The 21,954-nt window shown below is 71.8% G+C and carries 21 protein-coding genes; 13 read left to right on the forward strand and 8 right to left on the reverse strand.

Annotated features, from left to right (window positions below; all coding sequences use genetic code 11):
* Positions 1–82 precede the first annotated feature (82 nt).
* A complete protein-coding gene (locus tag SPOPO_RS34865) occupies positions 83–259 on the forward strand; it encodes a DUF5999 family protein (protein WP_019876031.1) in 177 nt (58 codons plus the stop codon).
* Between the two features lie 34 nt (positions 260–293).
* Here the strand turns inward: SPOPO_RS34865 and SPOPO_RS32980 are convergent, their stop codons facing one another.
* Both SPOPO_RS32980 and SPOPO_RS0116510 read right to left on the reverse strand, forming a co-directional pair.
* The gene (locus SPOPO_RS32980; RefSeq protein WP_019876033.1) at positions 294–2,036 is read right to left on the reverse strand and encodes an HNH endonuclease signature motif containing protein; all 1,743 of its coding nucleotides are present in this window, start codon (positions 2,034–2,036) and stop codon (positions 294–296) included.
* A 240-nt stretch (positions 2,037–2,276) separates the two neighbouring features.
* On the reverse strand, positions 2,277–2,960 hold the full coding sequence (locus SPOPO_RS0116510; protein WP_019876034.1) for a hypothetical protein: 684 nt from the start codon (positions 2,958–2,960) through the stop codon (positions 2,277–2,279).
* A 128-nt stretch (positions 2,961–3,088) separates the two neighbouring features.
* Between SPOPO_RS0116510 and SPOPO_RS0116515 the strand changes: the two genes are divergently transcribed.
* From SPOPO_RS0116515 to SPOPO_RS0116530, 4 genes are all read left to right on the forward strand, one after another.
* Entirely contained in the window at positions 3,089–3,889 is an 801-nt protein-coding gene (locus SPOPO_RS0116515; protein WP_156869954.1) for a hypothetical protein, read from the forward strand.
* 63 nt (positions 3,890–3,952) lie between these two features.
* On the forward strand, positions 3,953–5,239 hold the full coding sequence (locus SPOPO_RS0116520) for an FAS1-like dehydratase domain-containing protein (protein ID WP_019876037.1): 1,287 nt from the start codon (positions 3,953–3,955) through the stop codon (positions 5,237–5,239).
* Positions 5,236–6,663 carry an aldehyde dehydrogenase family protein gene (locus SPOPO_RS30060; protein ID WP_169577209.1) on the forward strand — a complete coding sequence of 476 codons (1,428 nt, stop codon included), beginning with the start codon at positions 5,236–5,238 and terminating at the stop codon, positions 6,661–6,663. Before SPOPO_RS0116520 ends, SPOPO_RS30060 begins: the two co-directional genes overlap by 4 nt.
* Positions 6,660–8,183: a class I adenylate-forming enzyme family protein gene (locus SPOPO_RS0116530; protein WP_019876040.1), complete on the forward strand. Its 1,524-nt coding sequence runs from the start codon at positions 6,660–6,662 to the stop codon at positions 8,181–8,183. The genes SPOPO_RS30060 and SPOPO_RS0116530 overlap by 4 nt, the downstream gene beginning before the upstream one ends.
* 5 nt (positions 8,184–8,188) lie before the next feature.
* On the opposite strand, the gene SPOPO_RS30065 is transcribed toward SPOPO_RS0116530, so the two are convergent.
* Positions 8,189–8,965 carry a FadR/GntR family transcriptional regulator gene (locus SPOPO_RS30065; protein WP_019876041.1) on the reverse strand — a complete coding sequence of 259 codons (777 nt, stop codon included), beginning with the start codon at positions 8,963–8,965 and terminating at the stop codon, positions 8,189–8,191.
* 117 nt (positions 8,966–9,082) lie between these two features.
* Here SPOPO_RS30065 and SPOPO_RS0116540 point away from each other — a divergent pair, with 117 nt between their 5' ends.
* Genes SPOPO_RS0116540 through SPOPO_RS0116555 form a run of 4 tightly spaced genes read left to right on the forward strand, consistent with a single transcriptional unit; the run spans position 9,083 to position 12,132 of the window.
* Positions 9,083–10,042: an LLM class flavin-dependent oxidoreductase gene (locus tag SPOPO_RS0116540; RefSeq protein WP_019876042.1), complete on the forward strand. Its 960-nt coding sequence runs from the start codon at positions 9,083–9,085 to the stop codon at positions 10,040–10,042.
* Positions 10,042–10,425 carry a nuclear transport factor 2 family protein gene (locus SPOPO_RS0116545; RefSeq protein ID WP_019876043.1) on the forward strand — a complete coding sequence of 128 codons (384 nt, stop codon included), beginning with the start codon at positions 10,042–10,044 and terminating at the stop codon, positions 10,423–10,425. Before SPOPO_RS0116540 ends, SPOPO_RS0116545 begins: the two co-directional genes overlap by 1 nt.
* A complete protein-coding gene (locus SPOPO_RS0116550) occupies positions 10,422–11,291 on the forward strand; it encodes a mycofactocin-coupled SDR family oxidoreductase (RefSeq protein WP_019876044.1) in 870 nt (289 codons plus the stop codon). Before SPOPO_RS0116545 ends, SPOPO_RS0116550 begins: the two co-directional genes overlap by 4 nt.
* Before the next feature lie 10 nt (positions 11,292–11,301).
* Positions 11,302–12,132: an enoyl-CoA hydratase-related protein gene (locus SPOPO_RS0116555; protein WP_019876045.1), complete on the forward strand. Its 831-nt coding sequence runs from the start codon at positions 11,302–11,304 to the stop codon at positions 12,130–12,132.
* Positions 12,133–12,250: 118 nt separating this feature from the next.
* On the opposite strand, the gene SPOPO_RS30070 is transcribed toward SPOPO_RS0116555, so the two are convergent.
* Entirely contained in the window at positions 12,251–13,033 is a 783-nt protein-coding gene (locus SPOPO_RS30070; protein ID WP_019876046.1) for an SDR family NAD(P)-dependent oxidoreductase, read from the reverse strand.
* Positions 13,034–13,122: 89 nt separating this feature from the next.
* Here SPOPO_RS30070 and SPOPO_RS0116565 point away from each other — a divergent pair, with 89 nt between their 5' ends.
* Positions 13,123–14,784: a PEP-utilizing enzyme gene (locus SPOPO_RS0116565; protein ID WP_019876047.1), complete on the forward strand. Its 1,662-nt coding sequence runs from the start codon at positions 13,123–13,125 to the stop codon at positions 14,782–14,784.
* Positions 14,785–14,797: 13 nt separating this feature from the next.
* On the opposite strand, the gene SPOPO_RS0116570 is transcribed toward SPOPO_RS0116565, so the two are convergent.
* The gene (locus SPOPO_RS0116570; protein ID WP_019876049.1) at positions 14,798–15,610 is read right to left on the reverse strand and encodes an LLM class F420-dependent oxidoreductase; all 813 of its coding nucleotides are present in this window, start codon (positions 15,608–15,610) and stop codon (positions 14,798–14,800) included.
* Positions 15,611–15,640: 30 nt separating this feature from the next.
* Positions 15,641–16,933 carry a sigma-54-dependent transcriptional regulator family protein gene (locus SPOPO_RS0116575; RefSeq protein ID WP_019876052.1) on the reverse strand — a complete coding sequence of 431 codons (1,293 nt, stop codon included), beginning with the start codon at positions 16,931–16,933 and terminating at the stop codon, positions 15,641–15,643.
* Between the two features lie 250 nt (positions 16,934–17,183).
* Between SPOPO_RS0116575 and SPOPO_RS0116580 the strand changes: the two genes are divergently transcribed.
* The 3 genes from SPOPO_RS0116580 to SPOPO_RS0116590 are packed head-to-tail and all read left to right on the forward strand — an operon-like array spanning position 17,184 to position 20,057.
* Positions 17,184–19,001, forward strand: a complete 1,818-nt coding sequence (locus SPOPO_RS0116580; RefSeq protein WP_019876053.1) for a hypothetical protein — start codon at positions 17,184–17,186, stop codon at positions 18,999–19,001.
* A gap of 26 nt (positions 19,002–19,027) precedes the next feature.
* A complete protein-coding gene (locus SPOPO_RS0116585; protein ID WP_019876054.1) occupies positions 19,028–19,597 on the forward strand; it encodes a hypothetical protein in 570 nt (189 codons plus the stop codon).
* 16 nt (positions 19,598–19,613) lie between these two features.
* Entirely contained in the window at positions 19,614–20,057 is a 444-nt protein-coding gene (locus tag SPOPO_RS0116590) for a cupredoxin domain-containing protein (protein ID WP_019876055.1), read from the forward strand.
* A gap of 67 nt (positions 20,058–20,124) precedes the next feature.
* Here SPOPO_RS0116590 and SPOPO_RS0116595 read toward each other — a convergent pair whose 3' ends face one another.
* Positions 20,125–21,435, reverse strand: a complete 1,311-nt coding sequence (locus tag SPOPO_RS0116595; protein ID WP_019876056.1) for a hypothetical protein — start codon at positions 21,433–21,435, stop codon at positions 20,125–20,127.
* A gap of 3 nt (positions 21,436–21,438) precedes the next feature.
* On the reverse strand, positions 21,439–21,951 hold the full coding sequence (locus SPOPO_RS0116600; RefSeq protein ID WP_019876057.1) for a SigE family RNA polymerase sigma factor: 513 nt from the start codon (positions 21,949–21,951) through the stop codon (positions 21,439–21,441).
* Positions 21,952–21,954: the final 3 nt, after the last annotated feature.

The raw sequence follows: 21,954 nt of genomic DNA on the forward strand, positions 1-21,954 counted from the left end.
CCGCTACTCCTGTGCTCCGCGCGCCCCGGTCGTCCAATGGAGGGGCGAGCAAAGGCGCGAGCGTGAGGATGCGGTGAGAACGATGACGGCGATCGACGAGCGACTGACGGCCCCGGTGTCCGTCCGCCACCCCGAGCAGGGCTGGAGCCTCCTGATCAACGGGGTGGTCCTCTTCGACGACGGCGGCGCCCTCCTCCCCACCGGCGAGTCCCTCGCCCCGCCCGTCCCGGCCCTCGTCCCGGCCGCCCGGGCCGCCTAGCCGATCCGGCACATGCTCCTCCGCCCCGGGAGCCTCAGGCGGCTGGCTCGTCGGGTGCGGGGCGGGGTGGTTGTCGTTCATCCCCGGGTGCGCTGGCCTGGCCGGGTGGGTCGGGTTCGATCAGGGGTGGAATCTCGACGTCGTAGACGACCCCGAGGCGGGTGATCCAGCGGACTCGATCGTGGCCGAGCCGGATCAGTTGCCACCCGCCCTTGGTCTTGAGGTCGTGGTCGTGCTCGCACAGCGGGCCGAGGTTCCCGGCCAGGGTCAGGCCCCCGCGGGCGTGGTCGAGGGTGTGGTCGATCTCCGACCGCGCGGCGGGGAGCCGGCAGCCGGGGGCCTGGCAGGTCGTCATCCGGAGCTGGGTGTCCCGGCGTAGTCCTTGGCGGGGGAACCGCCGCCGGGCGTCCTCCGGGTCTTCCGGGGCGGTCTCGTTCTCGGCGCTAGCGGTGGCGAGGAGGTGGTGGCGGCCGATCTCGACCAGGACGGGGCGCCAGAGCGCGACCTCGGGGCTGGTGACGGGCTCATCGAGCAGGGCCTGCAGCAGCGTGGCCGGGATGAGCAGGTCGACGATGCCGTGGTCACTGGTCCGGCGCCGTTCCCAGTCGATCGGCCGGGCGCTGACGAGCCCGGAGCTGACCGCGTACCCGTCGGGGCCGGTGACCGCGAACCGCCACTGCCCGGCGGAGAGTTGCTGGGCGAGGTCGCGGGCGAGTTCGGCGTGGATCGGGCCCTGCCCGGCGAGCTCAGCGGGGTCGCGGTCCAGCCCGAGCAGGGTGGAGAGCTTCGCGGTCAGCTGCACCCCGTGGTGCGGAGACCGCGCCACCGGCGCCGACTCCGGCTCGGGCGCCGACTCGGGCGCCGGCTCGGGCTGGGGCTCGGGCTGGGGCTCGAGCTCGGACTCCGGCTCGGGCGCCGGCTCGGGCTGGGGCTCGGGCTCGGACTCCGGCTCGGGCGCCGGCTGGGGCTCGGGCTCGAACGCGTCGCCCTCGTCGGTCTCTTCGGTGTCGTCGGTCTCGGTGGCCTGGTCGTGCTCGTCCTCGGTGGGGCGGGTGGTGGCGAGGTGGGCGAGGATCTGCTCGTCGGTGAAGTCGGCGTAAGTGCCGTCCAGCAGGTTGAGCGCGATCTCCGAGCGCAGGTGATCCAGCGGCCGCGGATCACCCGCACGTTTGGCGTCGTCGGCGAGCTTCCGCACCCGGGCGATCGCGGCGGCGACCCGGGCGGGGTCCTGGTTCTGCGCGGCCAGGGTGGCGGTGCCGTCCTCGTTGCGCCAGGAGATCACGCGCCGCTCGCGGTGCGCTTCGGCGAACCGTCGTTGGGCCCAGTCCGGGTCCAGTTGGATGCCGAGTTTGCGGCAGCGCGTGCCGATCTGCTCACTGGTCCAGGGGCGGTCGGCGTCGATCGAGCAGTGCCCGAGGACCTCCTCGATCACGGTGTTGGCGTGCTCGTCGGTCATGTCTCGGACCCAGAAATGGATCACCCGGGCCCGTTCGATGCTCAACTCGCCGGCGGTCATCGCGGCGTGCAGCTTGGGGAAGCGCCGCACGACGGCCCAGGCGAAGTCGAGCAGCTCATTCGCGGTGTAGGCCGAGATCCGCAGCGCGGTGCGGACCTCATCGGCGCCCCAGCGGTCCGGGGCCGCCAGGCACACGACCTCGTCCTCGGAATCCAGGCCGCGGGACCCGACCTCGGCCACCATGCCCAACCAAACCGCGTTCGCGGCGTTGAGCTGGCGCTGGCTGGCGCGCAGCACCGCGACCGTCCCGGCCCCGGTCATCGACGCGCACTCACCCTCACTCGGCCTCAGGCCGAGCGAGACCTGCCACGCACTCGGCGTGGAAGTGGTGGCTGTCGATGTCCCCGTCATCACTGCTGAACCTAGAGGCCACCACCGACAGTCTGTTTTCGCCCAGATCACCCGCTGGTGTAGCACCTCTGGCGCCACATCAGCAACACCGGCCCCTGAAGAAGGGCTCACTAGACGTGCAGGCAGGTACGGGTTCGGGTCCTGCCGTGATCAGGTCAGTGCGCGGACCCGCTTGACGGTCTTCGCGAGCAGGGCTTTGGACTGCGTGAGGTTGGGGAAGGGCCCGTTGTAGCGGGACGAGCCGACGTTGAGCTCGGTCTGGCCGACGAGAGCGTTGAGGTCGTACCCCAGCATCGAGATGGAGACGTCGTCCACCGCGGCGTAGATCTCGTACCGGATCCCGAAGGCGACGTCCGCGCCGGCCACCGTCATCGTGATGGGCTTCAAGCGGATGAGTTCGACCACGCCGCCGTCGCGCTCGATGGAGGCGGTCATGGCCTTCTTGAGGCAGCGAGGCGCCTTCGGGGACTGTGACAGCTTCGCGTCGGCCTTCGCGCCCTTGACCGTCGAGATCACCCAAGCGCTGGACCCGATGCGCACATTGTCCTTGAAGAGCGTGGGCCCGTGCTTGCTCGCCACCTCCTTCGGAGGTTTGCCGCCGAGGCACTGGTAGAGCTCTTGGTCGAACTGGTCGTCCGAGGGATCGGCGACGTACTTCTGCGCCGTGAACCCCCGGACGTCGGTCTTCTTGACCACCCCGGCGTTGGCGAGCTTCTGGGCCTGGGTCTTGGTGATCACGGCGGCGTCCGCGGGGGAAGGCGCCGCCTCGGCCGCGGCCGGGGCCACCAGTGCACCGACCAGTGCGGCGCTCGTGAGCAGGGTCGGTGCGCGCACCCGGGGCTCCTCGTCGGGTGGGGCCAGGGTGCAAGACTCGCGGCCCTTCCCGGGCGGCGCAAGAGTGCGGTCGAGATCCACTGACGAGGGTCACCCCGGTGCGGTGCACCGTCGTTAAACTCGGCGGCGTGGACGAGGTCGATGATGGCCGTCGCGACCTCGATCCGGCCGACCTGGAGGAGGTTCGGCGGCGGGTGGTGGACCCCGTCCTCGCTGCGTTGTTCGAGGTCGGCGAGGTGACGCGTGTGGGGCTGTCACCGCGGCGGCCTGCCGGCTCGTGGTGGCATCACAGCGATGGTGACGACGGCCCCTGGCTGCAGGTTAGTGTGGGGTCTGAGGACTTCATCCACCCGATCGCGGAGGCCGGCTTCTGGCTGGAGGATGCCGACTGGGCGGCCCGGGACCTTGCCGAGAAACTGTCGGAATGGATCTGTGAGAGTCGGTTCGGGTGGGGTCAGTGGAGATCCCTCCCGGACGGATGGGCGGTCCCACCACCCCTGGCGGACCGATCGACCGTGAGCGTGCATTTCGTCGAGGACCGGGACGGCTTACCCCTGTGGGTCGGGGGTGCGCCCGCACCCTGGCTGGAGGAGCGACTCTCCGCAGATCTGGTCGCCGACCTCCGAGCGTGGCAGGCGCTCGGCACGCAGCTTGCCGAAGCCGCCGAAGCCGCCGAAGCCGCGGACCGCGCGGGCTCGGGCTACGACGAGCCTCTCTCGGGGTCGGCCGTGCACATCTGGGTGGAGTACGTCAGTGAACAGCAGTGGCTCACGCGAGAAGCGGATGAGCAGAGAGCGCTGGCGATGGCCGACAAGCGTCGCCGTGAATGGATCGACGCGCTCGAGCCACTGCGGGACGAATTGGTGGAGCGGCTTCGCGCGGAACTGGACTCCGACTACACCGTGACCACACCCCCGCGCGTTCGCTGACGTCCGCTTGGCTAAATCGGTTATATATGCAACGATTTAGCGGGAGCGAGCGTAGGAGCGTGGATGACGACCAGTGTCGAGCCCGAGGCGGCGGCTGAGCAGGTGGAGCCGGAGGGCGTGACGTTCGGGCGGCTGAACGACGCGGGGATCGAGAAGTTCCGGGAGAAGATCGGCCTCGACTGGCCCTACAACCGCTGGACGACCTGGAACGAGCAGGCGACCCGGGACGGGATCCGCCACTACGCGCACGGGTTCGGGGACGACAACCCACTCTGGACCGAACCGGACCACGCGGCCGCGAGTCGCTGGGGCGGGATCATCGCCCCGCCCGGGTTCCTCGAGGGTGCCGGGCTGACGCCGGAGATCCCGCGGAACCCCGGCGACAAGGGCCGGGGCAAGGGGGCGCTCGCCGGGGTCCACATGTTCTGGGCCGGGGACCACATCCGCTTCTTCCGCCCCGTGCGCGAGGGCGATCGGCTCTGGGTCCGCCGCTTCTACGTCGGGATCGAGCCGAAGGAGTCACGCTTCGGCGGCCGCTCGGCGCTCTCGGTCCGCCGCCGCGTCTACTGGAACGACGCCGGCGAGCTGATCGCGATCTGGGATGCGGACTTCGTCCACACCGAGCGCGACACCGCCGCCAAGCGCAACCGCACCAAGGAGGCGCCGCCGCCCCAGCACGTCTACACCGACGAGGAGGTCGCCGAGGTCGACGCGCACTACGCGGCCGAGACGGTCCGGGGCGGGGAGGCCCGTTACGTCGAGGACGTGACGGTTGGTCAGGAACTGGAGACCCGGTACCGCGGCCCCATGGTGATCGGCGACATCATCGCCTGGCTCCAGGGCAACGGTCGGCACGAGATCTACCCGTACCGGCTCAACCACAAGAACCGGCAGCGGATGGGCGGGTTCTACTCCCGGAACGCCGACGGCGCCTGGGACTCGGCCATGCGCGTCCACTGGGACGACGAGTACGCGCGCTCGGTCGGCGCCCGCCGTGCCTACGACTACGGCATGCTCCGCAACGCCTGGATGACCCAGCTCGTCACCGACTGGATGGGCGACGACGCGATCCTCGTCGCCTGCGACGACAAGATCACCGGCTTCAACACGATCGGTGACCTGACCAAACTGACGGGCTCGGTCGTCGAGATCGACACCACCGGCGAGTGGCCCGAGGTGCTGTGCCGCGTCGAGTGCCACAACCAGTTCGGTGACCGCACCTCGCACGGCACGTTCCGCGTTCGGCTCCCCTCGCGGGAGCGCGGCCTGCCCGAGTTCCCCGAGCCCCCGGCCGACCACGGCCTGCTGCCCGGGATGCCGACGCCGGTCTCCGGCCCGTGGGCGCGGTGAGTGTCGAGTCGATCCTCGACCCCGCGACGGGTGAGGTCCTCGGGTCCGTCCCGAACGCCGGTCCCGCCGAGGTCGAGGCGGCGCTGACGGCGGCCCGGGCCGCCGCCGACGGTGCGTGGGGCCGCGAGACCCCGCGCGGGCGCAGCGCGCTGCTGTACCGCCTGTTCGCCGAGCTCGCCGCCAAGCGCGACGACCTGCTCGACCTCGTCGTGTCCGAGACGGGCTGCCCGGTAGCCCTCGCTCGTACTCAGCAGGTCGCGCTGCCGCTGCAGCATCTGGAGTACTGGGCCGAGGCGGCCGCGCGGCCCGCGCTCGACCCGCGCCCGCCGGTGACGACGAGGCGCCCCGACGGGTCCGGCGTCGTCGGCAACTGGGTCGTCCGGCGCGCGCCCTACGGGGTCGTCGCCGCGATCACGCCGTACAACTTCCCGTTGCTGGAGAACGTGATGAAGCTCGGCCCGGCACTCGCCGCCGGGAACGCCGTCGTGCTCAAACCGTCGCCGTGGACGCCGTACTCGGCCCTCGCCATCGCCGAGGCCGCGCAGCGCGCGGACCTCCCGCCCGGGGTCCTCACGGTGCTCACCGGCGGCGCCGACGTCGGCGTCGCGCTCACCACCGACCCCCGGGTCGACCTGATCTCGTTCACGGGCTCGGACGCCGTGGGCGCGCAGATCCTCGCGGCCGCCGCGCCGCGGCTGACCAAGGTCGTCCTCGAGCTCGGCGGCAAGTCCGCGCTGATCGTCCGCGCCGACGCCGACCTCGACCTCGCCGCCCGTGTCGGCGCCGCGAGCGTCACCACCCACGCCGGCCAGGGCTGCGCGCTGACGACCCGTCACCTCGTCCACGTCGACGTCCGCACGGCGTACCTGGAGCGGCTCGCCGCTCTGCTCGACCGCGCGGTCGTCGGCGACCCGCGCGCCGAGTCCACGACCGTCGGCCCGCTGATCCGGTCCAGTGCCCGCGACCGCGTCGAGTCCTACGTCGCCGGCGCGCTGGAGCGCGGCGCCACCGTCGTCTCCGGTGCCGCCCGCGTGACCGGCCTCCCGGCCCGCCTGTCCGGCGGCGCGTACTACCGGCCCACCGTGCTGGCGGACGTCGAGAACTCCTGGCCGGTCGCGCAGGAGGAGATCTTCGGGCCGGTCGCGGTCGTCATCGAGGTGCGCGACGACGACGAAGCCGTCGCGGTCGCGAACGACTCGCCCTACGGGCTCGCGGGGCACGTCGTCTCCCGGGACACCGCGGCGGCGATGGACCTCGCGACCCGCCTGCGCACCGGCAGCGTCGACCTCAACGGTGGCCCCGGCTGGACGAACCCGGGCGTCCCGTTCGGCGGCTGGAAGCGTTCGGGCCTGGGCCGCGAGAACGGGCCCGAGGGCCTCGACGAGTACACGCTCCTCCAGACGATCAAGTACGCGGCCCGATGAGCACGCGCGACGCCGGCGGCTCGCTGGCCCGACTCCTGGCCTGGCGACGGGACGAAGCTCCCGACGCCGGGTTCGTCCTCGTCGAGGACGACGGTCCCTGGACGTACCGTCAGTTGGCCGCGGGTGCCGCGCGGGTCGCGGCCGGACTGGACACGGTCCGCCCCGGCGACCGCGTGGTGATCCGCATCGGCAACGACGAGCGGTTCCTGGCGGCGGCCTCGGCGATCTGGTCCCGCGAGGCGGCGGTCGTGCCCATGCATCCGGCCGCGCCGCCGGAGGAGGTCGCGCGGGTCGTGGCGGCTCTCGGCGTCACGGCCGTCGTGCTCGACCCCGACGACCCCGCCCGCACGAAACTCGACGTCCCCGTCGTGCCGTTCGCCCGGATTCCGCGCACCGACCCGGGCGCCGAGGCCGCGGCGTACACCGCCCCGACGCGCGACGTCGGCGCCGAGCCCGCCCTGGTCCTGCTCACCTCGGGGACGACCGGTGCGCCCAAGGGTGTCGTGCTGACCCACGACAACGCGTGGTCCAACGTGCGCGCCACGGTTTCGGCCTTCCGCTCCGACACCGCACCGAGCCCGCTCGCCGACGAGAGCAAGCCCCCGAACCTGATCGCGAACCCGCTCTCGCACACCGCGGGCGTCGTGCGGTTGATCTTCGCCCTCTACGTCGGTCGCCGCATTGCACTGCTGCGCAAGTTCGACGGCCGCGCGGCGAAGCGGCTCATCGACGCCCACGGCATCGACAATCTGACGCTCAATCCGACGATGCTGCGCCTGCTGCTCGACGCCCTCGAACCGGGGGAGGATCTCGGCCGGGTCAAGTACGTCGGCTCGGGCACCGCCCCGCTGCCCCCACCGCTGCGGGAGGAGTTCGAGGCGCGCTTCGGCGTCCCGGTCCTGCAGGCGTACGGGCAGACGGAAGCGTTCGGCGGCATCGCGGTCGAGAGCGCGAAGGACGTCCTCGCCGGGCGGCGTCGCCCGGGCTCGGTCGGCCGGCCGCTGCCGGGCGTCGAGGTCCGGATCGTCCGTGCCGACGGGACCGTTGCGAACCCGGGGGAGCAGGGCGAGATCCGCGCGCGGTCGCGTTCGACGACGTCGGGGTACCTCGGCGCCGAGCCCGGCGCGAGCCCGCTCGACGACGACGGCTGGCTGCGCACCGGCGACCTCGGCCACCTCGACGCCGACGGGTACCTGTACATCACGGGCCGGCTGAAGAACACGATCATCTGCGGCGGCTTCAACGTCATCCCCGAGGAGGTCGAGGCCGCGCTGGCCGAGGACCCGCGGGTGCGCGAGGCCTCGGTCGTCGGGCTGCCGGACGACAAGCTCGGCGAGATCCCCGTCGCGGTCGTCGAGACCGCGGCGACGGCGGAGGACGTGCTCGCCGCCGTCGCGCCCCGCCTCGCGCCGTACAAGCGGCCGCGGCACGTGTTCGTCGTCCCCGCGCTGCCGAAGGTCGCCAACGGCAAGGTGGACCGCCCGGCCGTCCGGGCGCTCGCGGAGAAGGCCGCGCGGTGAGCGGGTCAGATCTCCAGGTCGAGCACGCTCGCGGTGTCGACGGTCTGCGCGAGCCGGCGATGGATGAACTCCAGGTGCTCGCGCCAGACCTTCGCCGCGTCGGAGAACTTCCCGGCCTCGATCAGGTCGACGACCTGCTCGTGCACGTCGACGCCCTCCTGCGACCGCGAGGGCTCCCGGCTCCGCAGGCGCTGGTTCTCGAACCGCGCGGTGTGCGCGTCGATGAGCTGTTGCACGAGCTCCTGAAACAGCGTCAGGGGCGGGTTGTTCGCCAGCGCGACGAGCTCGGTGTGGAACCGTCCGCCGACCGCGCACAGCGTCGCGAAGTCGGTCTCGTCGCGGGTGGCGGCGACCAGGTCACGGAGCTTGGCGATCTGCTCCGAAGTCGGCGGGCTGCTCGCGAGCTCCGCGATCGCCGCCGGTTCGAGCAGCAGGCGTGCGGTGTGGACGTCGTCCAGCGACGTCGAGTGGAACATCAGCACGTTGCCCAGGTACCGCCCCGCGACCTGCGGCGAGGGCCGGTTGACGCGCGTCCCGCCGCGGCGACCCCGCTGGACGGTGACGAGCAGTTCGGTCTCCAGGATCCGCAGCGCCTGACGGAGCGTCGGACGCGAGACGCCGAGCTCGGCGGTCATCTCCGCCTCGGGCGGGAGCATCTCGCCCTCCGCCCGCTCGCCGGAGACGATCTGGCGCCGCAGTTCCGCCGCGACCACCTCGGCCGCCTTGCCCCGGCCCTTGGCAGCCGGCTCCGCGGGATCGACCGGGGCCGCGGGCTCGGACATCGCGACGGCTCCTTCCGGCCGATCGGTGGAGATGTCATCTCCACCGGGGGTGTAAGCGGTCATTTTACTGCCGATTTCGGTCGTTCCGGCGGCGGCCGCACCGGGAGGCGGTGAGTCGTGCGCCTCTCGGTCCGGGTCCGGTACTCCGGGACCGCCACGCTGGAGCCGCTGCTCCTCGCTGCGGAGGAGTACGGCTACGACGGCTTCTGGGTCAGCGAGCCGTGGGGCGTCGACGCCTCCGCGCTCCTCGGCTGGTGCGCGGCCCGAACCCGGCGGATCGCGCTCGGCACCCACGTCGCGTCGGTGTACGCCCGCACGCCGGCGGCCACCGCGGCGATGGCCGCCACGCTGCAGGACGTCTCGGGTGGACGCTTCCGCCTCGGGCTCGGCACGTCGGGGCCGCACGTGGTCGAGGGCTGGCACGGGGTCCCGTTCGAGCGCCCGCTGGCCCGGATCCGCGAGACCGTCACCGCGGTCCGGACCGTCGTCGCGGGGGAGCCGGTCGCGCACGGCGACCGGCGGCCGCTGCGCACCGCCCTGCCCGGCGTCGTGCCGCCCGTGCCGGTCTACGTCGGGGCGCTCGGTCCCCGCAACCAGGAACTGACCGCCGACCTCGCCGACGGCTGGACGCCCACGCCGTACACCCCGGATGAGCCCGCGTTCGCGCTCCCGCTGGCGAAGCGTCGGGCGGGGAACGGCCGCGCCGTCGCGATCGCGCCCACGGTGCCCGCAGCTGTCGGTGACGCCGACTCGGTGCGCGCCCTGGAGCGCGGGTGGTCCGCGCTGTACCTGCGGGGGATGGGCGAGTTCTACGCCGCCGCCGCGACCGCGATGGGCTTCGGCGCATTGGTCGCGGCGCTCCGCGCGGCGCCGGACCGGACGGCCGCGAAGGCGGCCGTGACCGACGACTACGTCGACGCCATCGGGCTCTTCGGACCGCCGGAGCGGATCCGTGAACGGGCCGCCCGCTACGTTGCCGCCGGCGTCGACGAGCTCGTCCTCGAACTGCGCAAGCCCCACCTCGACGACCAACTCGACGACCTGCGGGTCCTGGTCGAGACGCTGAAAGGACTGTGATGGACAAGCTGGAGATCCACGAGCTCGCGGCCCGGTACGCCGACCTCTGCGACCGCGCGGACTGGGACGCCGTCGTCGCCCTCTACACCGCGGACGGCGTGTTCGACGCCCAGGACGTCTACGGCCGCGTCGCGACCGGGCACGACGACCTGCTCGACTTCTACAAGTCCTTCCCGACCGCGATCGCGCACCACCCGACGAGCCTGCACTCCACGATCGACGGCGACCGGGCCTCGACGCGGATGAAGATGCTCGTCTTCTTCGCCTCCGGCGGGTTCTCGGTCAACTACGACTGGGAGCTGCGCGCCGTCGACGGCGAGTGGAAGATCGCGCGGCAGTCGATCGCGGTTCAGGGCAAGCTGCCGGCGGCGAAGCCGGCATGACCTCTCCCGGTGGCGGTCGCGTCGCCGGCAAGGTCGTCCTGATCACCGGCGCCGCACGAGGGCAGGGCCGGCACCAGGCGGTCGGGCTGGCCGAACAGGGCGCGGACATCCTCGCCCTCGACCTGTGTGCGGACATCGACTCGGTGCCGTACCCGCTGGCGACGCCCGACGAGCTCGACGAGACCGCGAAGCTCGTCGCCGCCACCGGTCGGCGCGTGGTGGCGCTGCGCGTCGACGTCCGGGAGCGGGCGGACCTGCGTCGCGCGATCGCGGAGGGCGTGGCCGAGCTCGGACGCCTCGACGTGGTCGTCGCCCAGGCCGGAATCACCGCGCTCGGCGCCGAGCTCCCGCGCACCGCCTGGACCGACACCGTCGACGTGAACCTGGTCGGGGTCGTGAACACCGTCCACGCGGCGCTGCCGTACCTGGGCGTCGGGGCGTCGGTGATCGCGACCGGGTCGCTGGTGGCGCTGCGCCCTCGGCGGGCGTACGACGAGGCCGGGCCGGGGTCCGCGGGGTACAAGTACGCGAAGCTTGCGCTGGCGCACTACGTCCACGAGCTCGCGACGGTCCTCGCGCCCGAGTGCATCCGCGTCAACGCCGTCCACCCGACGAACGTCGACACGCCGATGCTGCAGAACGACTCGATCTACCGGCAGTTCCGGCGCGATCTCGAGCAACCGACGCGGGCGGATGCCGAGGGCGTGTTCGGTGTGCTGCACCCGATGCCGACGCCGTTCGTCGACGCCGCGGACATCACCCACGCGGTGCTGTACCTCGCCTCCGACGAGTCCCGGTACGTGACCGGGATGCAACTGCGCGTCGACGCGGGTGGTTACCTGACGGTGAACGAGTTCCGGCCCTGAGGAGCACGCGATGGAACCCGGCGACTTCGCCGAACTGGACTACGCCGTCGCCGACGGCGTCGCGACCGTCACGCTGAACCGCCCGGAGCGGCGCAACGCGTGGTCCGGGCGGATGGCGGTGGAGTACCGGTGGGCGTTGCACCACGCCGACACCCACCCGGCCGTGCGCGTCGTCGTGCTGACCGGTGCCGGTGGTGACTTCTGCGCCGGCGCCCACTCCGAGTCGCTGAACAAGATCTCCGACGGCGGCGGTTCGTACACGCCGGAGAAGCTCCCGTTGCCCCCATACCCCGAGGGCGCGCCGGACGGAATGCGGCGCAACCACGTCGTGCCTCTGCTCATCTCGACGCCGGTGATCGCCGCGATCCGCGGCGCCTGCGCCGGCGCGGGGTTCGTCCTCGCGACCTACGCCGACTTCCGCTTCGCTGCCGCCGACGCGCGGATCACAACCTCGTTCGCCCGCCTCGGCCTCCCGGCGGAGTACGGCATCAACTGGCTGTTGCCCCGTCAGATCGGCGTCACCAACGCGGCGATCCTGCTCTACACAGCCGCGATCTGCGACGGCAACCGCGCCCGCGACCTCGGCTGGGTCCAGTCCGTCCACGCCCCGGACGAGGTGCTCCCCGCCGCGCAGGAGTTCGCGACCTCCCTCGCCCGCCACAGCTCGGGCGAGTCGCTCCGGCTGATGAAGCGTCAGCTCATGGTCGACGCCTGGGGTCCCCTCGACGAGGCCTACACCCGCTCGGTCCAGGACATGAACGCCGCTCTGAAGCACCCGGACATCCGCGTCGGCCTGCGAGCCCTGAAGGAGAAGCGCCTCCCCGACTTCCTCGCCGAGTGACTCGTCGACGGCAGCCTGTGGAAAAGAAGGGGTGACACCCCTTACTGCGGAGTAAGGGGTGTCACCCTTTTTTGACAGCGGCGGCGGCGAGCGGCGAGCGGCGGGGCGGGGCGGGGCGTCAGGACCGGAGGCCGAGGAACGCGAGGTCGTTCAGGGTCGAGGGGAGGTTCCGGATCGTCACGACGGGGGTGAGTCGGCGGGGGATGGTGACGTACCGGGCATCGCGCTCGACGGCGTCGGCGAGCTGGCGGGCGACGTCGACGGGGGTGAGGACCGGCAGCAGGCGGGAGAGCCGCTTCGAGACCGCGGCGATCTTGGGGGACTGGCGGGCCTGCTCCATCATGTGCGTCCCGGCGACCTCGCCGAGGGTGGCGAGGGTCGCGGTCAGCGGCGTCCCCTTGAGGTCGCGCTGGAGCACCGCCGTGTACTGGTGCAGCGCGGCCTTGCTTGCGCCGTAGACCGACAGCTCCGGGACCGCACTCACCGCGGCGAGCGTCGAGACGTTGACGAGGTGGCCGCGCCGGCGCTCGAGCATGCCCGGCAGCGCCTGGCGGCACAGTTCCATCGGGGCGGTCGCGTTGACGTCCATCAGCAGCCGGGTCTCACCGGCCGGCGAGGACTGCGCGGGGGCGACCGCGGTCAGCGCCGCGTTGTTCACCAGCACGTCGACGGGGCCGAGGCCCGCCTCCGCCTCGGACAGGACGGTCGCGAGCCGCTCCGGGTCCGCGAGGTCCGCGACGAGCGGCGTCGCCCCCTGCTCCGCCGCGACGGCGGCGAGGCGCTCCTTGTCCCGCCCCAGCACGGTGACGCGGGCCCCGCGCGCCGCGAACTCGCGGGCGATCTCGATCCCGATCCCGTGCGACCCGCCGGTGACGAGGGCGTGCGTGCCGGCCAGCTTCATACGCGTCTCCCGAGTCGAGCACGGCACCTTGTGACCGCGGCAGTTAACGCTATATTAGCTATCGATTTATTGCCGGGCGAGGGGTGCACATGGGCGACGCCCTGGAGCGGTACCTGGAACAGCATCGGGCCGGGCTCGACGACGAGCTCTGCACCTGGCCGGCCGAGCCCGGCCTGTTCACGCGGGCGAACGCCAACGACCAGTGGCCCCGCCCGATCACGCCGCTGACGCAGGACCTGATCGGCCTCCCGATGGAACGCGGCATCGGCGTCGCCTTCTCGCAGGTGCTCGGCGTCGCGCCCGACCATGGCCCCTGGACCTGGAACGCCGTCTTCTACGGCTGGTACACCTTCGCGGTCGAGCCCGCCGCCGCGATGGCCGACAACCTCCCGGGCTGGTCGCGCGCCGGCGTCTACGGCGACTACTTCGGCGTCGCCGAGGACCCGGACGCCCCCGCGCCCGCCGCTACCGGCGGCGCGAGCCCGCTCGCGCTGGCGAGGATCGGCCTCAACTTCACCAAGGCCCTGCGCGGATACCCGAAGCACTCCGCCCGCGACCGGGTCGCGGCCCACGCCCGGCTGCGCGTCGACCTGAACCGCGACTGGTCCACCGTCTCCGACGCCGAGCTCCTCGGCCGGTTGCGCGCGCACACCGACGAGGCGACCCGCGCCCGGGTCCCGCACGTCCTCGCGAGTGTCATCTCCGCGCCGATCTTCAAGAAGGCGAACGAGATGGCCGCGAGTTTCGCCGGCGAGGAGGCGACCGGTCTGCTGACCGCCGCCGTCACCGGCCTCGGCGGGATCCACATGCAGGAGGCGACCGCCGCGCTCGGCGACGTCGCGCGCGGCACGCTGACGCGCGAGGAGTTCCTCGACCAGTTCGGCTTCCGCGGCTTCAACGAGTTCGAGCTCTCTGCGACGCCGTGGCGCGACGACCCCGCGACGCTGGAGAAGCTCATCGGCCGGTCCGCCCCGCGCACCGAGCACTCGACCGCGGTCCGCGACGAGGCCCGCGCCCAGCTCCGGGCCGCGGCCGGCCGCCGCTGGGTCGTGTTCCGCCGCCTGCTCACAATGGCCGAGACGCACATGCGCTGGCGCGAGAACGGCAAGGTGCCGCTCGCGATGCAGACGCACTCGATCCGGCTCGTCGTCCGCGAGGCCGCGCGCCGGCTCGTCGAGCGCGGCCGCCTCACCACCGCGGACGACGTCCACTTCCTCCGCCTGGCCGAGCTCCTCGACGACCTCGACGGTCGCCCCGTCTCCGATCTGCCCGACCGGATCGCGCGACGCCGCCGGACCCACGAGCTCGCCCAGGACCTCCCGCTGCCGGAGATGATCGACGCCGGCCCCGGCGCGCTGTCGGTCATCACGCCCGAGCGGTGGCGCGGCCTCGGGGTCCTGCCCCCGGTCGAGAGCACCGCCGGCCGCGACCGCCTCGTCGGAGCCCCCGGCAGCCCGGGCCGCCACACCGGCCGGGCCCGCATCGTGCGCGACCCGTCCGCGGTCGACCTCGACGAGGGCGACGTCATCGTCGCCGCCGGCACCGACTCCGCCTGGACGGCGCTGTTCTTCCAGGCGTCCGCGGTCGTCGTCGACGTCGGCGGTCCGATGTCGCACTCCGCGATCGCGGCGCGCGAGATCGGGATCCCGTGCGTGGTGAACGTCAAGGACGGCACCACCGGGATCCGCGAGGGTCAGCCGATCACCGTCGACGGCGACACCGGCGAGGTCCTGCTGCTGGAAACGGTCTAGCGCGCGAACCCGGTCAGAACAGCACGTCGGCCAGCGCCCGCTGCCCGGCGGCGGGGTCGGGTCCGAGGACCTGGATGCAGACGTGGTCCGCGCCCGCGTCGTGGTGGGCGCGGAGACCGTCGGCGATCGACTTCGCGTCGCCGTGCAGCACCATCGCGTCGACGAAGGCGTCCGAACCGCCGTTGTCCAGGTCGGCCTCGGTGTACCCGTCGCGCAGCCAGTTGTTCCGGTAGTTGATCAGCCCGAGGTACATCTTGAGCGACTTGCGCGCGATCGCCCGCGCCTCGTCGGCGTCCGTGCTCACCACGACCATGTGCTCCGGCGCGAGCAGCGCGCCCCCGACGATCTCGCGGGCCCGCGCGGTGTGCGCGGGGTTGGTCAGGTACGGGTGGGCGCCGGCGGTGCGGTCGGCGGCGAGCTTGAGCACCTTCGGCCCGAGGGCGGCGAGGCACATCCGGTCGCGCGGGACGCCCGCGGCGTCGAGCTCGTCGAGGTAGCTGACCATCGTCGGGTACGGGGCCTGGTACTCCTTGATCGCCTCCGGGTGCCCGATGCCGACGCCGAGCAGGAAGCGGCCGGGGTGCTTGGCCTCGATGCGGTGGTAGTTCTCCGCGATCGGGCCGGCGTCGTCGGCCCACATGTTCACGATGCCGGTCGCGATGACGATGCGCTCGGTGGCGTCGAGGAGCTCCTCGACCTCCGTCAGCGGCTCACGCGGAGACCCGCCGATCCAGAACGTGCCGTACCCGAGCCGTTCCGCCTCCGCGGCGAGCTCCGGGGTCGAGCGGACGGTGGGCTGCCAGATGCCGAAGCTTCCAAGATCCATGAGCGAAACCCTAGTCGCGGGAGCCGTGGATCAGGGGAGCTTGCTGACCGGCCGGTCGGCCAGCGCCCGCACGGCCGGTGCCATCGACCCCGCGACCACGGGCGCCTGACCGACAAGCTCCGCGTCGCCCCAGTCGAGAACCAGGTCGACCTCGTCCGCCAGCCGGTACGGCCGGCTCAGCAGGATCGCCCCGAGCGAGCGCCGCAACCGCGACACCTCGGCCCGGACGGCGATGACGTGCTCCGCGTCCCCGTAGAGCGCCTCGCTCAGCGCCGCGGCGCCGATGCCGGCCCGCCCGGCGAGGTGCACGAGCAGCAGCAGTTCGGCGTGACGGGCCGTCAGCGCGAAGCGCCAGCTGCCCTTGTCGCTGCAGGTCGAGACGACCGGAGCGCTGCGCAGGTCGAGGACGAGGTTGATGCGCTCCTGCCGCTCGGCCGGGCGCAGGAGCCAGCCGCCGTTGATCCGCTCGGGGACGCACACACCCAGGCCGGGGACCGAGATCGCCCGGTCGGCGCACGGCACCGCCACCCGGCGTCCGGTCGCGATGCCGGTGGCCTCGGCGATCCAGCCCTCGTCATCGACGATCAGCGCGGGGCCGTCGAGCGTCGCGATGATCGGCGCGGCCTGGCTGCGCAGGCGCTCGAGGTGGGTCACGTGGCGCTGCCAGATCTGCATCTCGGCGCAGTGGACCGCCGTCTCCACCAGGGCGCCGATTGCCGGGTGGAGCGTCAGGGCCGGGCCGCTGACGTCCACGATGCCGGCCAGCCGGCCGGTGCGGGGGTCGTGCACGGGCGCGGCGGTGCAGTACCAGGGGTGCAGCTCGACGCAGTAGTGCTCGGCCGAGAAGACCTGCACCCCGCATTCCTCGGCCAGTGCGGTGCCGATCGCGTTGGTGCCGACCCGCTCCTCGGTGAAGAGGGCCCCCTGGACGAAGCCGTGGCTGTCGGCGACGTGCCGCAGCTGGGTCGAGCCCTCGCGCCAGAGGATCATTCCCTGGTCGTCGGTGACCGCGAGCAGGTAGTGCGAGGCCTCGGCGTAGGAAGTGACGGTGCGTCGAAGACCCTCGATGACCTCGGCCAGTAAGGAGCACTCACGACGCTCGTCGATTTGACTCGGCGTCAAGAGATCCTGGCGGATGTCGCCGAGCGGCTGCAGACCGGAGACCTGAGAACGGTTCCACGATCGGGCGATGACCGGACGGGGACGAAGTTCGGTGGCCCGGCCGGTGCTCGTGATCGCTTCGTGCGCCTGTCGAAGGGCGCGCGCGTACGTGGGCAGGTCCGTGCCGGGGCGTATGGAATTGAAGCCGTTCGGGGCCTTCACGCGTCCACCTCGTCGCTTCGGTGGTCCGGAGCATATTTCCCCTTATGCAGCGTCGTGCAACCCTTGCGGGGGCGTCTTGCGCAGCAGGAGACTTTCCGGACACCAACACCCGTTTCGAATGTCCGGCCCGCCCCGGTCGCCGAGACGAGCCCCCGGCGTGCGGGCCCTCTGCGAATGGGTCGCGCGCGCAGCCGAGTACGCCGTCGTACGGACGGCTTCTTCGTCGATCCTCCGGTAAGGAGCGCGCCTGATGGCCAAAGCCCCGAAGTTGCCCTGGAAGGAAACCTGGCCGGACGTCCCCGAGGACGTCCCGATCGACGTCATGCCGGCCTCGAACGGCGAGTACGTCCCCAAGCCGCCGACCAAGAAGCAGCTTCAGATCATGGCGCTGCAGGACGAGGCGGTTGAGCACTGGCGTCGTCGGTTCAACATGGACCGTCGCTCGTTCGTTCGCACCGCCGCGGGGTACGCCATCGGCGTCTGGGCGATCAACCAGGTGACCGCGGGACGGTGGGGCAGCTACGCCTTCGCCAACGACGGCATCCCCGGCGAGGAAGCCGTCGACCTGGAGAACCCCGGCGCGCAGCTGGCCAACCTCCCCGGCGAGTTCATCCTCGACACCCAGGGCCACCACCTCGACGCCGCCGGCCGGTGGCGCACCGAGAATCCCGGCTTCGGCCAGTTCCTGCAGCTGTGGACCTCGCAGGCCATGGGCCAGATGCCGGGCGTCGACGACGGGGAGCTGCGCGGCTTCGGCTTTGGCGGCGAGCTCGACTGGATCGAGAACCTCGGCCGCTACCACTACTTCAAGGAGATGTTCCTCGACTCCTCGACGACGGTCAGCCTGCTGACCGCGCTGCCCAATCTCCCGGACGCGACGAACATCCTCCCGGTGGCGTACGCGAAGGAGACCGTCGACCTCGCGAACAACCTCTCCAAGTCCGAGCGCTGCTTCATGCACGCGTTCGCCCAGCCGAACCGTGGGTTCATCCGCAACGGCATGACGCCGATCCACCAGGCCGAGGACTTCGCCTGGATGGAGCAGGCGGCCAAGAACATGCCGATCTACGGCTGGAAGCTGTACTGCGGCTGGGGTGACTCCACCTTCGGGACGCCGCCGCCGCTCGGCAGCGCGCCGCCGATGAACGGCTGGTGGTTCGACGACGACAACGGCATCGCGATCGTCGAGCACATCCGCATGATCTGCGAGCGCTACGACCGGCCGAAGGTCATCTGCACCCACAAGGGTCTGGCCTTCAACGGCACCTTCGACTCGGCCAAGTTCTCCCCGCGCGACATGGGGGTGATCGGCCGTATGTACCCCGACGTGGCCTTCTACACGTACCACTGCGGCTACGACGGCGAGTACATGACGGCGTACCCCGGTGACGAGAAGGTCAACTCCTCGAACCGCAGCGTGGACGCGTTCATCAAGAGCCTCCGCGAGAACGCCTGGGACGCGACGCAGTTCGTCAAGCCGGGCATGGAGCACGGCAACACGAAGAACATGTACGCCGAGCTCGGCTCCGTCTGGTGGAACGTCATGAACGACGCCGACCAGGCCGCGCACCTGCTGGGCAAGCTCATCACCTACGTCGGCCCCGAGCGGATCGTGCTCGGCACGGACTGCATCTGGTACGGCAACCCGCAGCCCCAGTTCGTCACGATGCGCGCGCTCCAGTTCAGCGACGAGGCGAAGGAGTTCTACAACCTGCCCTACGGCCTCGACGGCGACCGCTTCGACCCGCGCAAGAACGCGCTGGCCCCGTCGAGCTACACGAAGAAGCACCCGAACGTGAAGGGCTGGCCGACGGACAACAAGGCCCACCCGGAGCGCAGCATCCGCAACGGCATCCTCGGCCGCAACGCCGCCAAGGCCTACGGGATGGACCCCGACGCGCACCGCGGCAAGATCTCGACCGACCAGGTCCAGGCCATGCGCGATGCGTACATCCTCAACCCGATGACGCCCCGTGAGATGGCGACGTTCCGCAGCAACCAGATCATCGGGCCGCGTACACGTCGCGAGTTCTGGCGCTACGTCAACTCGCCCGAGTACACCCCGTGACCCCCACACCAGACAGGAGGCGCTCCATGTTCCGGATCGGCACGACAGCGATCGCGGCCGCCCTGCTGGTGGCCGGGTCGATCGCTCCCGCGGAGGCGAGTTCGGCCAACGCCACGGCGTCCTGGAAGGCCGGGCCGGCCAACGGCGATGCGTCGACGTTCCACCAGGTCGACGCGGGCACCGGCGAGATCACGATCTTCCAGCACAACACCCGGCAGGCGGGCACCGTTCACTGCGTCGGCGAGGGCCCGCGGGCCACGCTCGTCGGTGAGCAGGTGACGAACAGCCCGGCGTCGATGGTGCGGGTCGACTACGTCGACGCGATCATGACCGAGCACCCGATCATCGACGTCATCGTGATGGGTTCGAACGGCCGTGTGCTCGGGCACAAGGCCGCGTTCGGGCCGAAGTACTACGAGAGCGGGTCCGTCGAGGTGCCGCTGTTCAAGAAGTCCAAGGCCGGCGAGACGGTGCGGGTCCTGACGGGGCTTCAGGTCCACGCGGGCTGCCTGCCGCACCCCTTCGTCCTGGGTCTGGCCGGGTCGCGTCCCCTCGAGGGTGCGCGCGTGACCTTCCCGTCGTTCTCGGTCTCGTAGCGGAAAGGGAGACTCCATGAAGAAGACCACCCGTTACGGGGGCCTCGGCGGGGCGTTCTTCCTCGCACTCGGCCTCGCGACCGTTCCCGGCAACGCCTCGGCCGACCCGATCGAGGACTTCACGACCCAGCCCCACCCGGCCGACACGTTCGCGTCGGGCTGGAGCTACTTCCCGTCCAACGAGATCCACATCCCGCAGGGCGGCACGTTCAAGTTCGGGAACTACGACGTCGTGCAGGGCATCCCGTCGCACAGCATCGACGAGTACATCCCCGGCTGCACCGCCCCGCCCTACAAGCCGGGCGCGGGCAAGGACTGCCCGCCCACCCGCTTCAGCAGCGGGCTGGTCGACTGGATGCAGGTCAAGCAGGTGAACGGCACCGAGAAGCTGCCCAAGGGCAGGTACGAGTTCGTGTGTCAGGTCCACCCGTCCATGCGGGGGACGCTGGTCGTCGAGTAGCTCCTCGACCCAGCACGAAGGGGCGGTAGCGGCCGGCTACCGCCCCTTCGTTGTGGGCGCGGGCCCCTCAGCCCTGAGCGGGTCCCGGCTCGACCTCGGGGTCGGCGGCGACCCCGGCCAGGGTGTCGCGGTACTTCGCCAGCCAGGCCGCGGCCGCTTCCTGACGCGCGGTGCTCGGACGGTCGGTGGTGTCCGTCGCAGTCATGCGCACCTCGACGAACGATCCGTCCCCGCGGTCGAGGAACGCGAACAGCGCGGAGTAGGCGGAGGTGTTCGACCCCGCCGTCGGCATCCACTCCCGGGTCTGGATCTGCACCGTTCGGCCGTCGGCGGTCGTCACCACCGTGCACCCCGACCGCCGCAGCCCGTTCTCGGTCAGCGGCGTGCAGAGGTCCTCCAGTTTGACCGCGCCCTCGGTGGGTGCCTTGACCCAGATCTCGGCAGCAGCTTCGTAACCGGCCGGAAGGTCGGCCGCAGCCGGTGATCCCGCGCGCAGGATCGCGCCAGGCCGCTCTCCCCGAACGTTCACGCGGAAGTCTGCTCCCAACGCCTCCATCAGAAGAGTGACGTTCGCGTTCCGGGCCAGAACGACCTCCGCCAGGCTCGGCTCGATGGTCAACGAGTTCTCGATACGGGTGTCGGTGACGGCCGTGCGGAGCCCGTCCTCCTGGGCGTCGTACCAGGACTTGACGGCGTTGAGGTGCGCGTCTCGCTGGGCGGCGGGGATCTCCGGGCCGTCGAGCTTGATCCCGATGAGCTGGTACTTCCCGGAGTCCAGGGCCCGGTAGGCGGCGGCCTCGCCGCGGACCTCCCCGGTCGTGAGGTCGTGATCGGCCCAGTTCCAGAGATGAAGCGTCGCGCCGTCGGAGGTCGTCATCTCCTCGCACGGCAGCTTGCCGCCGGCGCCGTCACAGACCTGGTGAAACGCCGAGCGGCTGACGATCTCGGCGTACGCGGTCGCGGCGTAGCCGCCGTCGGGGAGTCCCTCGGCCGCCTTGCTCGTCGGGTCGAGGCGGACGGTGCCGTCCTTGTTCACCCAGCGGTCGCCGAGGTCCTCCGCGAGGTAGCCGGCGGCGAGGGCGGCGTTGCTCCCGGCGGCCGGGCCGGGCTGGGTCGGGCCGGGGTCGTCGGCGGTGGTCACAGGGGTGCCGTCGTTGTCGTTCAGGGCGCTGACCGTGGTGATGCCGACGCCGAGGACCGCGACGATCGCGAGGCCGGAGCCCAGGACCTGGGCGGTCTGGCGTCGGCGGCGGATCCTCCGTCCGGCGGCGACGGCGCGGTGCACGTCGGCGGGGGAGGGGTCGCCCCCGCCGTGCCCGGCGGCGCGGAGGAGTTCCACGACGCCGTCGTCGTTGTGTGGTGCCAGCGGTCCCGTCATGGCCTACTCACCCGTTCTCGCGTCGGCGGGGACACCGGACAGGTGCGCCCGCAGGGACGCCAGGCCCTTGGCGGCCTGGCTCTTGACCGTCCCCGGGGAGATCCCGAGCATCGCGGCGGTCTGCTCGACGTCGAGGTCCTCGACGTAGCGCAGCACCACGACGGCGCGCTGCCGGCGGGGCAGCGTCGCCAGCGCCGCCAGGACCGCCGGCGTGATGCCGTCGTCGGCGGGCGGAGTGGCTCGGTCGGGCAGGACGTCGGTCGCACGTTCCCGACGCCACGGCCGCCGCCGCTCGTCGATCGCGGCGTTGACCACGGCGCGGTGGGCGTAGCCCTCCGGCCCGTCCTCGCGGCGGATCCGGTCCCAGCGCGCGTACACCTGCGCCAACGCCGTCTGGACGATGTCCTCGGCCCGGTGCCAGTCCCCGCACACCAGGTACGCGACACGCCGCAGCCGGCGCTGCGCACTCAGCACGAACGCCGCGAACTCCGCCTCGGCGTTCCGGTCGGATCCCACCCC

It is taken from the genome of Sporichthya polymorpha DSM 43042 (assembly GCF_000384115.1).
Classification (GTDB): Bacteria; Actinomycetota; Actinomycetes; order Sporichthyales; family Sporichthyaceae; genus Sporichthya; species Sporichthya polymorpha.

Bases quoted from the DNA above. Each gene is read 5' to 3' on its own strand.
- SPOPO_RS0116550 (WP_019876044.1), top strand. From the start codon at position 10,422: ATGACCTCTCCCGGTGGCGGTCGCGTCGCCGGCAAGGTCGTCCTGATC.
- SPOPO_RS30065 (WP_019876041.1), bottom strand. From the start codon at position 8,965: ATGTCCGAGCCCGCGGCCCCGGTCGATCCCGCGGAGCCGGCTGCCAAG.
- SPOPO_RS0116585 (WP_019876054.1), top strand. From the start codon at position 19,028: ATGTTCCGGATCGGCACGACAGCGATCGCGGCCGCCCTGCTGGTGGCC.
- SPOPO_RS0116595 (WP_019876056.1), bottom strand. From the start codon at position 21,435: ATGACGGGACCGCTGGCACCACACAACGACGACGGCGTCGTGGAACTC.
- SPOPO_RS0116555 (WP_019876045.1), top strand. From the start codon at position 11,302: ATGGAACCCGGCGACTTCGCCGAACTGGACTACGCCGTCGCCGACGGC.
- SPOPO_RS32980 (WP_019876033.1), bottom strand. From the start codon at position 2,036: ATGACCGGGGCCGGGACGGTCGCGGTGCTGCGCGCCAGCCAGCGCCAG.
- SPOPO_RS0116545 (WP_019876043.1), top strand. From the start codon at position 10,042: ATGGACAAGCTGGAGATCCACGAGCTCGCGGCCCGGTACGCCGACCTC.
- SPOPO_RS0116590 (WP_019876055.1), top strand. From the start codon at position 19,614: ATGAAGAAGACCACCCGTTACGGGGGCCTCGGCGGGGCGTTCTTCCTC.
- SPOPO_RS0116565 (WP_019876047.1), top strand. From the start codon at position 13,123: ATGGGCGACGCCCTGGAGCGGTACCTGGAACAGCATCGGGCCGGGCTC.
- SPOPO_RS30070 (WP_019876046.1), bottom strand. From the start codon at position 13,033: ATGAAGCTGGCCGGCACGCACGCCCTCGTCACCGGCGGGTCGCACGGG.
- SPOPO_RS34865 (WP_019876031.1), top strand. From the start codon at position 83: ATGACGGCGATCGACGAGCGACTGACGGCCCCGGTGTCCGTCCGCCAC.
- SPOPO_RS0116530 (WP_019876040.1), top strand. From the start codon at position 6,660: ATGAGCACGCGCGACGCCGGCGGCTCGCTGGCCCGACTCCTGGCCTGG.
- SPOPO_RS0116570 (WP_019876049.1), bottom strand. From the start codon at position 15,610: ATGGATCTTGGAAGCTTCGGCATCTGGCAGCCCACCGTCCGCTCGACC.
- SPOPO_RS0116520 (WP_019876037.1), top strand. From the start codon at position 3,953: ATGACGACCAGTGTCGAGCCCGAGGCGGCGGCTGAGCAGGTGGAGCCG.
- SPOPO_RS0116580 (WP_019876053.1), top strand. From the start codon at position 17,184: ATGGCCAAAGCCCCGAAGTTGCCCTGGAAGGAAACCTGGCCGGACGTC.